Origin of the sequence: Thermohalobaculum xanthum, assembly GCF_016623495.1 — a bacterium.
GTDB lineage: Bacteria > Pseudomonadota > Alphaproteobacteria > Rhodobacterales > Rhodobacteraceae > Thermohalobaculum > Thermohalobaculum xanthum.
Map to the genome: position 1 here is coordinate 936,502 of NZ_JAEHHL010000001.1, position 13,499 is coordinate 950,000.

Sequence of the window (13,499 nt, forward strand, 5' to 3'; positions counted from 1 at the left end):
CGGCAAATTTCCGTGATCTGTGAGAACGGATACACGGTATAGCCACAAATCTGGTCTATAGTGAGATCGAGCAGCAAGACCACAGACGGGCTCAGCCCGCAGTTCTCATATTCGAACTTGGGCTTGGGTTATGCTTGCTGCCAGATATTTCCGCACTCTTGGTCATTTCGGCCGTCCGAGAACCTCCGAATTCATACGCATGGCGCTCCTTGCCGCGATCGGATCCGTCTGCTTGCTCGCGAGCGGATGCGCGACGACCGAACGCGCGGACGCCAGCAAGATCGCTCTGCACGACATCCCGGCGGTCAAGGAGCGACCTTCGGAATTTCAGCAACTCATGGATCGTCACGACATCCCCCTGCGCGTCCCGCAAAAAGGCAAGGCAATCGTCGTGAACATTCCGTCCTACGAGCTAATCGCCCTCGAGGACGGCGAGCCGGTGTTGCGCAGCCGGGTGATCGTCGGACGCGACGTCGACGGCGACCGGACGCCGATGGTGGACACCCAGACATCCGTGGTGCGCTTCCGCCCCACCTGGCGTCCGACGCCCAGCATGGTCAGGAGCGGCAAGTACAAGGACCGGCGCTGGCCGCCGGGGCCACGGAACCCGCTCGGGCTGCTCGCGATCCGGCTCGAGCCGGGCATGCTGATCTACCTCCACGGCACCAATCAGCCCAAGCTCTTCGACCGCGAGGAGCGGGCGCTCTCAGGAGGTTGCATCCGTGTCGAGCGCTGGGACGCGATCGCCGCATGGGTGCTCGACCTCGATACCGACGAGGTCCGTCGCGCGGCCAATGGCAGCCGCACTTTCGACATGGACACCCAAGGCGTGCCGGTCCTGTTCCGCTATTTCACCGCATTCCCCGACGCCGAGGGCGTGCTGCGGACCCACATGGATGTCTACCGCCGGGGAACGGCCTCGGCAAAACTGGCGCGCGGGTCATAGGCCCGCCGCGTTTCACACCGAGATGCACGGCCCGCACGGCCACGGCCTTAAGGGCGGAGACGATCCCGCTTCTGTATCATTTTCGGACATAACTTCCGCTGGGTTGGCGAAAGTAGGTGCCCTTGGGCGCCTGCTCGACAATCTTGGTGGCGAACAGCTTGCCGACTTCGGCCACCGGAACATTGGTCTCCTTGGCGCGCTTCTCGTAGAGCGCACGGCGCTGCGCGTTCACTTCGTTGACCAGCGCACGCGCATCGCCTGGCGCGCCGGGGTCACGCACCTCGACGTAGCCGTCGAAGCGCTCGGCCACGGCGCCGTTCGCGCGGTAGCTGTCGAGCTTGGACTGCGCCCATGCATCCGGCGTTTCCGAGGCGAGCATGATCAGAGCGACGGTCAGCACGGCGGCGACGCGCCGGAAGCAGCGGATAAGATGCGCCATCTCAGAAGATCTCCGGCGAATTCTTGATGTCCTGCGAGGCCTGTTCTTCCAGCTTCACGCGGACCTCGGCATCGACCTTGACGTTGAGGTTGATGGTGATCGGCTCCTTCGGCGCCTCGACCTTCACGGTCGGCTCGCAGGCGGCAACCGAGAGCACCAAGCCCAGCAGCGCGATTGCGCGGCGTCCTGTCATCGGTTGCACTCCCTCGCGTGATGCCAATCGGCAAGCCTCTCCGACTATACCCGCGGCCCGGCGCCGGTCGAGACGATTTCGCTCAGGGCGAGCTGCCGATCCCGCCCCGCAACAGTCCCGCGCCGATCCTGCGCCCCTCGCGCACCGCCGCGAGGATCCGGTCGAGTTCACCGCTCAGGTTGATGTTGAAGTTGAACGGGTGGCCGTCGAGGACATCAGGGTTCGCTCCCTCGAGCCTGATCGCGAGGGTCATCTCACCGCCCGGCACCTGGTCGACGCCGACCGAGAGGATTTCGTAGTGAAAATCCTCCAGCGCGCGCACCGCGAGTTCGACCTGCTGCCCGGCGCCGACCAGGGTCTCGCGGGCGCCTCCCCAGTCTACCTGCACCACGCCGGGGCCACCCGATGCGAGAACGCCGCCCGTGACACCCACGCCGCCCCCCGCGAACTCGAGCGGCAGCGAGCCGGAAAGCACCCCCGTCCCGCTGACCCCTTCGATGTGCCAGTCTCTCAGCAGGCGCTCGAGCGAGACGCCCTCGAGCGAGACGCGTACCGCGTTGCCGGACGCCCCGGTGACCCATGTCGTCTCCGCCAGCCCGACCGTTCCACCCGCGAGCCCGGCCGCGGCCGTCCGAATGCGGATCGCATGTCCCCGCCGTGCCGGCGCAATCGAGAAGCGCAGGTCCGCGTCGGTCAGAGGGACCCCGGCAACGACACGCCGCGCCCTCAGCCGCTGGGTGCCCGCGGAGGCGAGTGGCGAGAGGCTGCTCAGGCCGAGCGTGCCCGACAGACCTTCAACATCGGTGTCCGCGCTCCGCGCCGCCACATCATCGAATCTGAGTAGGAGCCGCGTCTCGGGTGCCGAACCGGCTGCCACCGAGATCGTGCCGTCGAGCGTGACCCGGCCGTCGACATCGCGCACAGATGCGAGCAGCGGGCTGAGCGCCGCGGGCTGCAAACCACTGCGCCTGAACGCGAGCGGCGCCGGGCCGAGGCGGGCCTCGGCGTTCGGACCTGCAAGATCGCCGACAAGCTCGATGGGTATCGACACCCCAGTCCCGGTCAGCGCGACCGCACCCGACGCTGCCAGCGCCTCGCCTTGCAGCGTGCCCGACAATTCCAGTTCCGCAGGTGCAAACCGCTGCGCGCGCGCGATATCGCGGATGGCGGCTGCGACGGAGATGTCGGTCGCATCGCCTGACCCGTGCCGCGTGATCGTCGCCGTGCCATCCGAGAGTTCGACGGCCTGCTCGGGAAGGCGCGCGGCGACTTCGGAGAGCGAGGCATCGCCCGTCGCCGCGTCGTCACCCGTGACGACGACCCGAGCCTCGATGTCTTCGATGGCCACGGGGCCATCTTCAGCATCGAGGACGGCGCCAAATGGCCCCAGCCGCGCTGCCAGCGCGAGCTTCACTCCGGAATCGCCGCCCGAGACGCGGGCTTCCTCGACTTCCGCCGCCACCCGCCCCTCGATCGCCGCAACGCCGGGTGAGACTAGCCCTTCGATGGCCAGCGACGTGCCGGCCGCCGCTTCCAGCGCCCAGTCGCTCGCCATCCCGGCGACGCGCAGATCGCCCTCGAACGTCGCAGCGGCCATTCGGGTGGACGCCAACCGCGCCTCCGACAGCTGGGCGGATGCAGGGCCCGAGATCTCAAGACGCCCGTCGGGAAGGATGATCGCCTCGCCCTGCCAGCCGAACGCATCGAGGCGCGCGCTCCAGTCGGGGCGCGACAGGTCGATGGCAGCAGCCGCAACTTCGAAGCTTGCCGCCGCATCCTGCGAGAGGCTCATGTCCGCGTTGTGAACCGACCGCGCCATCAGGTTCAAATCCGCCACTGCCTCGCCTCTTGAAAGGCGCAGCGCAGCCCTGACCCCCAACTCCCCGCCAGGCCCGAGCGGCCGCCAGCGCACCTCGGCTCCGGCACCCGCAATCTCGGTCAGGATGCGCTCGTCCAGGTTGCCGCCGATGATGCCAAGCGCGGCCAAGTCGATCCCCGCAGCCTCGAGTCGCGACGGCGGCGTAAGTTGAAGAGCGACTTCGCCGTCCCGCCCCTCGAGCGACCAGTCAAGCTCGCCCGAAATCGCGCTCTCAGCGCCAATCCGCGCATCCTCGACGCGCAACCGGCCCGCCAGGGTCAGCGCCTCGGTCAGCGCGGAGAACGGGTCCATGCCCGTCGGCGCCGCTGCGCTGCCTTCGAACTCCAACACGACGCGCCCCTGCCCTGACCCCGTCTCTGCCAGGTCCGCGATGCGCGCGAGTTCGCCCAGATCAAGCGCCGCCTCCCCCGTGACCGCGATCAGCGCGCCTGTCGCAAGTCCGTCGGAGCTCAGCCGCACCTTGCCCGTGAGTGCCGAGAGATCCAGCACGGCATCGAGCTCGGCCACTGCCCCCTCGCCCGACGGCCGCAGGCTGCCGTCAATCGTCACCGTTCCCGCGAATGGCGGGCCAAGGATCAGCGTGCCGTTGGTGACCGTGATCAGATCGACGGCCAGCGAAGTGTCGCCGCCGGCCCCGCCCGCCAGCATCTCCTCGATCTCGGCGAGGCCCGCCGAGACATCGAGCCGAAGCCCGTCGAGCCGGACCTCGGAAATGCGCGAGCGCGACAGCCCGGCGGCGTCATAGAGAATTTCGATCCGCTCGGCCGAGAGGTCCGGCCCCGTCAGGCGCACACCCTCGACCAGGGCAGCGGTTCCGCCAATTTCCGAGACGCGCAACGCGTCGACGGTCATGCCTTGCGATTCGAGGAGATACCGGGCCGCGTGCTCGGCAACCATGCGCCGTGACTGGTGCAGCGCGACGATGGCGATGCCCAGCACGCACAAGAGCATCAGAAGCCGCCGCGCCAATCTTCGCACCGGGTTCGTCCCCATCCGTCCGATCCGTCCCGTCTCCCGCATCGTCGCCGCGTCGGACGTGTCGCCGCAAGCAGCTTGTTGGCGGCGTGCCGTGCTCGGGCCCGTCACAGCATCGAGATCGAATGCAGGACACGGCCACGGATCTTCCGCGCAGGCCGGTTCGGACACCTCTCGGAGCGTGACTTTGACGCCGAGACGTCATGGACATGTGGAGTTCAGAACCCTCCGCTACGCGCCGCGGCCGGATCCCGCTCGCATCCGCATGCGGCACAGCGAACGGTTGCTCATGGCGGATCAGTCCCCGAGAGTTGCCCCGAGGGCGGGAAAACCGGTGGCCGGGCGCATTTCAGCGGCCGGATCACGCAGAGGAAGCGACCGCGTCCCAGTGGCGCGGCTCTGAGACAGGAGAACAAGCATTCATGTCCGTCGTCTCGCGATTCATTCATCCGTGGGCCCTTCTGCACGCGTTGCGCGTCCTGACCGTCGCAGTCCTTCTTGGGCTCATCGCCTTACCTGTTCGGGCGCAAGATCCGGCGCAGACGCCCGCGGATACGGTCGCCGAGAACCTGGCCGACGCGATCGCCGCGGCGGCTGTGGACGAGACCGCGCGTGACGCCGAGACGGGAGTGACCGCCGAGGTCCTCGACCCGGATATCAACCCGACCGAACTCGAGCACCGCCTCGTGCCGATGACGAAGGATGAACTCGCGGCCCTTACCGCCGAATGGCTCAAGATCGTGAAGGCCAAGACCGAGGAGGTCATGGCCGCGCAGATTGCCATCGACAAGACCGAAGGCACGGTCGAGGAGGCCGCGCGCGAGCATCTCACCGACCTGGTTCACGCGCGAAAGGCGCTCTTCGACAAGTATTCCAAGGTGATCGCGGCCTGGGAAAAGAAGGGCGGCGACCCGGATGCGATCGAGGATTTCCGCGCCTATCGCAGCGCGATCATCATCGAGGAGACGCGCACCGCCGACTTCCAGACCCTGGTCGCACAGGCGGCCTCATGGCTCGCCAGCCGGGACGGCGGCATCCAGCTGGGGATCGACCTCTCGGTAATCATCGGCTCGCTGATGGGCCTGGTCTTCTTCGCCCGCGTGATGCGACGCTTCGCACGCCGCTGGATCGGGCATGTGCCCAACCTGTCGAAGCTGCTGCAGGCGTTCCTCGTGACCGTGGTCTACTGGATCGTCCTCGCGGTCGGGCTGATGGTCGTGCTCTCGGCCCTCGGGATCGATATCTCGCCCGTCTTCGCCCTGATCGGCGGTGCATCCTTCATCCTCGCCTTCGCCTTCCAGGACACGCTGGGCAATCTGGCGAGCGGCCTGATGATCATGGTCAACCGCCCCTTCGACGAGGGCGACTATGTCGATGTCGGCGGCGTCGCGGGCACGGTGAAGGCCGTCAGCATCGTCGCGACCACCGTCGTCACGCCCGACAACCAGGTGATCGTCATTCCCAACAAGAATGTCTGGGGAAATGTCATCACCAACGTGACCGCGAGCGACACGCGCCGGGTCGACCTGGTGTTCGGCATCTCCTACGAGGATTCGATTCCCGATGCCCGGCGTGTCATCGAAGAGACGGTGGCCGCTCATCCGCTGGTGATGAAGGAGCCCGCCCCTGTCATCCGCGTGCACGAGCTTGCCGACAGTTCGGTGAACTTCATCTGCCGCCCCTGGACCAAGACGGTCGACTACTGGGCGGTCTACTGGGATCTCATGCAGCAGGTGAAACAGGCGTTCGATACGGCCGGCATCTCGATCCCCTATCCGCAGCGGGACGTCCATGTGAAGGCCGCGCCCGCCGGCCAGGGCGGGGAGGCGGACCGTCCGGTACTCGCAGAGGCGCGCGCCCCCCGGGCCGGCTCAGCGGCCGCGATGGCCAAAGGCGACGACGGTGCCGACGAGCGCCCGAACGAGGCATGACCGAGCCGCATCGGCGCCGGTGCCGCGCGTTGGCGCGATGGTGGCCCGACGGGACGCGCGGCCCGGCCGCCGCTCCTCGTCCCGTCGACTACCGCGGGTCAACCCCGCGTCAGGACGCATGGCACGCCGGGCGCGGCTCGGTTAACATCCGCGACCGTCACGCGCAGGTGGCGTGGACCTCTGCGCCCTCGACCATCCCGCGGTTTTCCAAGCCCGCAAGCGACAGGATCCCCCGATCATGAGCGACGCCACGACCCAGACGCCGCAGTCGAAATACGAGCGCCTGATCGCTTCGGCCCGTGCCGCCGCGCCCGCGGTCACGATCGTCGCGCATCCTTGCGACGCGCCCTCGCTGACGGGCGCGATCGAGGCCAGGGCCGCCGGCCTCATCCGGCCGGTGCTCGTGGGCCCCGAGGCGCGCATCCGGGCCATCGCGACCGAGCAGGAACTGGACATCGGGGGCATCGAGATCGTCGACGCGCCGCACAGCCATGCCGCCGCGGCCAAGTCGGTCGAGCTGATCCGCGAGGGCAAGGGCGAGCTCCTGATGAAGGGCAGCCTGCACACCGACGAGCTGATCCAAGAGGTCACTTCCTCGGCCACCGGCCTGCGCACCGAGCGGCGCATCAGCCACGTCTTCGTCATGGACGTGCCCGGCCACGAGGACACGCTGTTCATCACCGACGCGGCAATCAACATCTTCCCCGACCTCGACGCCAAGCGCGACATCGTCCAGAACGCGATCGACCTCTGGCGCGGCATCGGGCTGGGCGAGCCGCGGGTGGCGATCCTCTCGGCGGTCGAGACGGTCACCACCAAGATCCCTTCGACCATCGAGGCCGCTGCACTGTGCAAGATGGCCGACCGGGGCCAGATCACCGGCGGGCTGGTCGACGGACCGCTGGCCTTCGACAACGCCATCGACCCCGAGGCCGCGCGGATCAAGGCCATCGTCTCGCCGGTCGCGGGGCGCGCGCAGATCCTGGTCGTGCCCGATCTCGAGGCCGGCAACATGCTGGCCAAGAACCTGACCTTCCTCAGCCACGCTGACGCGGCCGGGATCGTTCTGGGCGCACGCGTGCCGATTGTCCTGACCTCGCGGGCCGACAGTATCCGCTCGCGCATGGCCTCGTGCGCGGTGGCGACGCTCTATGCCGCGTCACGCCGTCAGGCGGCTGCGGTGCCGGCGGCCTGAGAGCGCGAAGGCAAGCGGCCCGCGGGACGGTCACATCCGCTTGAAGAGCGCGCATTGGTTTGACTTTGCAGCCCGCCGCAGCCAACTCATGCGGACGGTGCTATGCGAGGAACGACGATGAACGACCAGGCGGCCGCGGCACATCCCGTCGTGCTGGACAAGTTTCAGGACCCGGACTGGACGGCCAGGGGCGAGCGGCGCGCCAGGGTCGCGCTGAGGGCGCTCGAGACGCTGTGGTTCAACACCGGAACGCTCTGCAACATCGAGTGCCGCAACTGCTACATCCTCTCGTCGCCGAGCAACGACGCGCTGGTCTACCTGACCCGCGCCGAGGTCGAGGGATATCTCGCCGAGATCGCGCGCGACGGCCTGCCCATTCGCGAGATCGGCTTCACCGGCGGCGAGCCCTTCATGAACCCCGAGATGATCGGCATGGCCGAGGCTGCGCTGGAGGCGGGGCACGAGGTCCTGATCCTGACCAACGCGATGCGCCCGATGATGCGCGGGAGCGTGCGCAGCGGGCTGGCCGACCTGGCCCGCCGCTTCGGCGCGCGGCTCACGCTGCGGATCTCGCTCGACCACTGGAGCGCCGAGCATCACGACGAGGAACGTGGCGCCGGCGGCTTCGCCAAGACCGTCGAGGGCATGCGCTGGCTGCGCGACGCCGGCATTCGCATGGCGGTCGCGGGCCGGACGCTGTGGGGCGAGAGCGACGCCGAGGCGCGCGCGGGCTATGCCCGGCTCTTCGCCGCCGAGGGCTTCGACATCGATGCGCAGGACCCCGGGCTCTGCGTCCTCTTCCCCGAGATGGACGAGGGCGCCGAGGTGCCCGAGATCACCGAGAGCTGCTGGGGCATCCTGGGCAAGCGTCCCGACAGCGTGATGTGCTCGAACGCGCGGATGGTGGTGAAGCGGCGGGGCGAGACGGCGCCGGTCGTCCTGGCCTGCACGCTTCTGACCTATGACCGGCAGTTCGAGCTTGGCCGCACCCTGCGCGAGGCGGCGCGGCCGGTCGCGCTCAACCACCCGCATTGCGCCAAGTTCTGCGTCCTGGGCGGCGCAAGCTGCTCGGGCTGAGGCGTGAATGGCAGTGCTTTCACACGTGAAAGAGACCTTATCACGTTGATAACACTATAAATTCAGATTGTCTCGCGCATTTTCGAAGCTCCGCGCCGGACGCCGCGGCATCAGCCGAAAGCATCGGCGAGAGCGTCGAAGACGATGCGGATGCGCCGGCTGGTGTTGAGCTCGCAATGCGTCACGAGCCAGGTCGGCACCGGAAACGCGATTTCGGGCAGGATCTGCTCGACCCCGGGCGTCATCGCGGCCAGTTCGCGGATCATCACGCCGACGCCGAAGCCCTGGCGCGTCATCTCCCAGGCGACGAGGCCGTCCTCGGAGCCGATGCGGAAATTCTCGCGCGTTACCGGGATGCCGAACCCGTTCAGCGCCACGAGCAGGCGGTCAGAGGCATCGAAGCCGACGAAATCGTGGCCGGCGAGATCGGCCGTCGAGGCGGGCCTGCCGCAGCGGTCGAGATAGGCTTTCGCCGCGTAGAGATGCGCGGTCGTGTCCCTCACCCGGCGCGCGATCAGGTCGGGCTGGTCGGGCCGGACATGGCGTAGCGCGATGTCGGCCTCGCGCCGCCTGAGATCGCTCATCGTGTTCGAGGCGACGATCTCGACGGTGATGCCGGGCGCCTCGTCCCGCAGCCGGTGCAGCACCGGCGGAAGGAGATAGGCGGCGGTGACGTCGGTGACGGCGAGCGAGACGTGACCCTCGACCGCCTGGGACTGGCCGGCAGCGGTCAGCGCCACCCGCTCGGCCGCCTCGCCCATCGCGCGGACGTGGTCGAGAAGCTCGAGACCCGATTTCGTCAGCACGAGGCTGCGCCCGGCGCGCTCGAACAGCGTCACACCAAGATCGGCCTCGAGCGCGGCGACCTGCCGGCCCAGCGTCGGCTGCGTCAGGCCCAGGTCGCGGGCTGCGGCCGAAAAGGATCCAGCCTCGGCTGTCGCGAGGAAGGCGTGCGCCTGAGCCCAGTTGAAGCCCTTCGGGAGGCGTTTCATGCGTTTTCGTATATCACCGCTGCGAATTTTGGCAATTCACCTTCGATCCTCGCATAGGTAATCAGCATTTCCGCACAGGTTGAACCCGCATCAGCCCGCGCCACCACCGCATGACGAAGCCGAGGATCCGCCATGACGCCCGCCGCCGCCTTCTGGGACCGCATCGCCGACAAATATGCACGCCGCCCGGTCCGGGACGTCGACGCCTACGAGCGCACGTTGGCGCGCACGCGCTCGCATCTCGCGCCCGATGACACGGTGCTGGAGATCGGCTGCGGGACGGGGACGACCGCGCTCAAGCTTGCCGACGCCGTGGGCGCGATCACGGCCTCGGACATCTCGGGCAGGATGATCGAGATCGCCGAGGGCAAGGCACGGGCGGCTGGGGCCGGCAATGTCCGCTTCCTGCGCAGCCCCGCCGACGGGCCCGGAATCGGCGGGCAGAGCTACGACGCGGTGCTCGCCTTCAACCTCCTGCACCTGCTGGAGGACCTGCCGGGCGCGCTGGAACGGATCCACGGGCTGGTGAAGCCCGGCGGGGTCTTCGTCTCGAAGACGGTCTGCATCAAGGGTGCGCCGCTGTGGATGCGGGCGCTGATCAAGCCATTGCAGCTGGTCGGCATCGCGCCCTATGTGCGATCGATGGCGGTCGCCGAGCTCGACGCCGCGATCGAGGCCGCGGGCTTCCGGATCATCGAGACGGGGGTGTTCCCGGCCTCGCCCCCTGCCCGCTTCGTCGTGGCAAAGCGCCCCTGAGCGCTGCGTTCAGCGCGCCGCCAGACCTTCCCCGAGCACGGCGCGCACGACGGCCATGTCTGCCTCGCGCGTCACGAAGGCCTGGCCGATCCCGCGCACCAGGATGAAGGTGAGCCGGCCCTGCCGGACCTTCTTGTCCTGCCCCATCAGCGCGATCAGCCCCTCGGCATCAGGCAGATCGCCCGGGATGTCGGCGAGCCGGTGCTTCATGCCCATCGCCGCGAGGTGCGCGGCGACGCGCGAGGGCGCCTCCTGCGCGCAGAGCCCCATGCGGGCCGAGACCTCGAAGGCCAGCGCCATGCCGATCGCGACCCCCTCGCCATGCAGGAGCCGCGCCGAATAGCCGGTCGCCGCTTCGAGCGCATGGCCAAAGGTATGACCGAGGTTCAGGAGCGCCCGGTCGCCGCGCTCGTGCTCGTCGCGCGCGACGATGTCGGCCTTCATCTCGCACGATCGCCGCACCGCGTGGAGCCGCGCCAGCGTGTCGCCGTCCCTGAGCGCGGAGCCATGGGCTTCGAGCCAGTCGAAGAAGGCCGCGTCGCCCAGAAGGCCGTATTTCACCACCTCGGCATATCCGGCCAGGAACTCGCGCGGCGGCAGGGTCGCCAGGATGTCGATGTCGGCAAGCACGAGGCGCGGCTGGTGGAAGGCGCCGATCAGGTTCTTGCCATGCGGCGAGTTCACGCCTGTCTTGCCGCCGACCGAGCTGTCGACCTGCGCGAGCAGCGTGGTCGGCACCTGCACGAAGCCCACGCCCCGGCGCAGGATCGCGGCGGCAAAGCCCGCGAGATCGCCGATCACGCCGCCACCCAGCGCGATCACGAGATCGTCGCGCTCGACCTTCAGCCCGAGCAGCCTCTCGACCACCAGCGTCACGTTGGCCATCGACTTGGTGGCCTCGCCCGGCGGCAGGATCACCGCCTCACTGGCGATGCCCTCGGCCGCCAGGGCCGCGCGCAGGGGCTCGAGATGGATGCCCGCCACCGTCTCGTCGGTCACGATCGCCGCGAAGGGACGCGGCAAATACGGCCCGATCAGCCCGCCCGCCCGGCCAAGCAGGCCGGGCCCGATCAGGATGTCATAGCTTCGCTCGCCCAGACCGACGCGCACCGTCTCCATGCCTGCCTCACTCGTCTCGCGGCGCGGGTAGAAACGCGCCATGTGCCTCGAGCGCCGCGATGATACGCGACGCCATCTCGTCATGGGTGAAGCCGGCCTCGCTCTCGACCGTCACGGCGGCCTCGGCATAGACCGGGTAGCGATCGCGGATCAGGCGGGCGAGGGTCTCGCGCGGATTACCGCGGTTGAGGAGCGGGCGGTGCGTCCGGCCAGCGGTGCGCGAGACCAGCAGGTCGAGGCCGGCCTTGAGCCAGACGCTGGTCGCGCCCTGCGCGATCAGGGCCCGCGTCTCGGGGTTCATGAAGGCGCCGCCGCCGGTTGCCAGCACCATCGGCGGCTCCTGCAGCAGGCGCGCGATCACGCGGCGCTCGCCGTCGCGGAAATGGGGCTCGCCGTAGCGTTCGAAGATCTCGGCGATGCTCATCGCGGCGGCGCGCTCGATCTCGGCGTCCGAGTCGGCGAAGGGCACGCCAAGCCGCTCGGCAAGCCGCTGGCCGACCGAGCTCTTGCCGGCGCCCATCAGCCCGATCAGCACGATCGGGCGCCTGAGCGTCGGGCCCTCGACTGACGCTGTGCGGGCCTGCTTTGCCACGCCTGGTCTCGCCCCCTGCATCGTCCCTCCGCGCGCCGCCGGGCCGTTCCGGCGATTGCCCCGAGCGCCCCCTCCGGGTTACTGTCCGGGCGGAGAGCGTCGGCGCGGTCGGCGCGGGGTCTGGGTCTACACCAGCCCGCGAGACGGCGAAAGTGCGCCGGAGCCAAGGTGGGCGAAAGTCCGGGAGCGAGCGATCCCGGCGAGAGACCCGGAAGCTGGGGACCAGCGGCCGCGCGCCGCGGGCGGGGGCAAGGGCCATGGGCAGGCTGCTGAAATACTTATTCCGTCTGATCGTGCTGGCGGCGCTGGCGCTGGTGGGCTACGCGCTGTTTGGCGATCTCGACGCCCCGCGCGCGCCGGTGAGCCTGCCGCTGGAAACGCCCGCAGCCGGGCAATGAGCGGCGGCGCGCCTGCGGCACGGGCGGCAGGCTGGCTCGAGGCCTTTCTCGAGGCGATGGCGGCCGAGCGTGGCGCGGCGCGCAACACCCTGACCGCCTATGCCCGCGACCTCGGGGACTTCGGCGCCTGGCTGACCGCGCGCGGGCGGGACTTCGCCACGGCCGGCAGGCCCGAGATCGAGGCCTATCTTTCGGTGCTGGAGGATGCCGGGATGGCGCCCTCGACCCGTGCGCGCAAGCTCTCGGCGATCCGCCAGCTCATGCGCTTCCTGCTGACCGAGGGCTGGCGCGACGACGACCCCGCCGCACGGATCACCGGGCCGAAGCCCGCGCGCAAGCTGCCCAACACGCTGGGCGTCGACGAGGTCGACCGCCTGATCTCCACCGCCCGCGACGCGGCGCAGGACGAGACCGAGGCCGGCACGGACGGGCAATCAGGCACGAAGCCGCCGGCCGCCAATGCACTGCGCCTCTACTGCCTGATTGAGCTGATCTATGCCACCGGCCTTCGGGTGAGCGAACTGGTGGGCCTGCCGGCCCAGGCGGCGCGCGGCAACCCGCGGATGCTGATGGTGCGGGGCAAGGGTGGTCGCGAGCGCATGGTGCCGCTCTCGGAGCCCGCGCGCGAGGCGCTGGCCCGATGGCTGGCGGTGCGCGACCGCGCCGAGGCCGCGGCGCGTCGCGGGGGCGCACGGCCCTCGGCTTTCCTGTTCCCATCGACCGGTAAGGCCGGACATCTGAGCCGGGTCGCCTTCTGGGCGGCGCTGAAGGGGTTGGCGGCGCGCAGCGGCCTCGACCCCGAAGGGCTCTCGCCCCACACGATGCGCCATGCCTTCGCCACGCATCTTCTGGCCAATGGCGCCGACCTGCGAGTAATCCAGACGCTGCTGGGGCACGCCGATGTCTCGACCACCGAGATCTATACCCATGTCCTCGACGAGCGGTTGCGGCAGCTGGTGCTGACACACCACCCGCTGGCGCAGGACTGAGCGCTGTAGCTGGTCGGG

General features: G+C 69.0%; 13 protein-coding genes. 7 read left to right on the top strand and 6 right to left on the bottom strand.

Going from position 1 to position 13,499, the window contains the following annotated elements:
• The first annotated feature begins 199 nt into the window (after positions 1-199).
• Positions 200-946 (top strand): L,D-transpeptidase family protein, encoded by a 747-nt coding sequence (locus H0I76_RS04395; RefSeq protein WP_200607480.1) that lies wholly within the window; start codon positions 200-202, stop codon positions 944-946.
• Positions 947-1,022: 76 nt separating this feature from the next.
• Here H0I76_RS04395 and H0I76_RS04400 read toward each other — a convergent pair whose 3' ends face one another.
• The 3 genes from H0I76_RS04400 to H0I76_RS04410 all read right to left on the bottom strand — a co-directional run bounded on the left by H0I76_RS04400 (position 1,023) and on the right by H0I76_RS04410 (position 4,477).
• Positions 1,023-1,385, bottom strand: coding sequence for a YdbL family protein (locus H0I76_RS04400; protein WP_200607483.1), 363 nt, complete (start codon positions 1,383-1,385; stop codon positions 1,023-1,025).
• 1 nt (position 1,386) lies between these two features.
• A complete protein-coding gene (locus H0I76_RS04405; RefSeq protein WP_200607485.1) occupies positions 1,387-1,578 on the bottom strand; it encodes a YnbE family lipoprotein in 192 nt (63 codons plus the stop codon).
• Positions 1,579-1,660: 82 nt separating this feature from the next.
• On the bottom strand, positions 1,661-4,477 hold the full coding sequence (locus tag H0I76_RS04410; RefSeq protein WP_200607487.1) for an intermembrane phospholipid transport protein YdbH family protein: 2,817 nt from the start codon (positions 4,475-4,477) through the stop codon (positions 1,661-1,663).
• Positions 4,478-4,854: 377 nt separating this feature from the next.
• Here H0I76_RS04410 and H0I76_RS04415 point away from each other — a divergent pair, with 377 nt between their 5' ends.
• The 3 genes from H0I76_RS04415 (at position 4,855) to H0I76_RS04425 (ending at position 8,635) form a co-directional block, all read left to right on the top strand.
• The gene (locus tag H0I76_RS04415; protein ID WP_200607489.1) at positions 4,855-6,363 is read left to right on the top strand and encodes a mechanosensitive ion channel family protein; all 1,509 of its coding nucleotides are present in this window, start codon (positions 4,855-4,857) and stop codon (positions 6,361-6,363) included.
• Between the two features lie 238 nt (positions 6,364-6,601).
• Entirely contained in the window at positions 6,602-7,558 is a 957-nt protein-coding gene (locus H0I76_RS04420; RefSeq protein ID WP_200607491.1) for a phosphate acetyltransferase, read from the top strand.
• Between the two features lie 117 nt (positions 7,559-7,675).
• Positions 7,676-8,635, top strand: coding sequence for a radical SAM protein (locus tag H0I76_RS04425; protein WP_200607493.1), 960 nt, complete (start codon positions 7,676-7,678; stop codon positions 8,633-8,635).
• A gap of 110 nt (positions 8,636-8,745) precedes the next feature.
• Here the strand turns inward: H0I76_RS04425 and H0I76_RS04430 are convergent, their stop codons facing one another.
• A complete protein-coding gene (locus H0I76_RS04430; RefSeq protein WP_200607495.1) occupies positions 8,746-9,627 on the bottom strand; it encodes a LysR family transcriptional regulator in 882 nt (293 codons plus the stop codon).
• 132 nt (positions 9,628-9,759) lie between these two features.
• Here H0I76_RS04430 and H0I76_RS04435 point away from each other — a divergent pair, with 132 nt between their 5' ends.
• The gene (locus H0I76_RS04435) at positions 9,760-10,383 is read left to right on the top strand and encodes a class I SAM-dependent methyltransferase (RefSeq protein ID WP_200607498.1); all 624 of its coding nucleotides are present in this window, start codon (positions 9,760-9,762) and stop codon (positions 10,381-10,383) included.
• Positions 10,384-10,392: 9 nt separating this feature from the next.
• Here H0I76_RS04435 and aroB read toward each other — a convergent pair whose 3' ends face one another.
• Together aroB and H0I76_RS04445 are read right to left on the bottom strand one after the other, a co-directional pair.
• A complete protein-coding gene (gene aroB / locus H0I76_RS04440; protein WP_200607875.1) occupies positions 10,393-11,502 on the bottom strand; it encodes a 3-dehydroquinate synthase in 1,110 nt (369 codons plus the stop codon).
• Between the two features lie 7 nt (positions 11,503-11,509).
• The gene (locus tag H0I76_RS04445) at positions 11,510-12,094 is read right to left on the bottom strand and encodes a shikimate kinase (protein ID WP_325166402.1); all 585 of its coding nucleotides are present in this window, start codon (positions 12,092-12,094) and stop codon (positions 11,510-11,512) included.
• Between the two features lie 257 nt (positions 12,095-12,351).
• On the opposite strand from H0I76_RS04445, the gene H0I76_RS04450 reads away from it, so the two are divergent.
• A complete protein-coding gene (locus H0I76_RS04450; protein ID WP_200607502.1) occupies positions 12,352-12,492 on the top strand; it encodes a hypothetical protein in 141 nt (46 codons plus the stop codon).
• Positions 12,489-13,481 (top strand): site-specific tyrosine recombinase XerD, encoded by a 993-nt coding sequence (locus H0I76_RS04455; RefSeq protein WP_200607504.1) that lies wholly within the window; start codon positions 12,489-12,491, stop codon positions 13,479-13,481. Before H0I76_RS04450 ends, H0I76_RS04455 begins: the two co-directional genes overlap by 4 nt.
• Positions 13,482-13,499 lie beyond the last annotated feature (18 nt).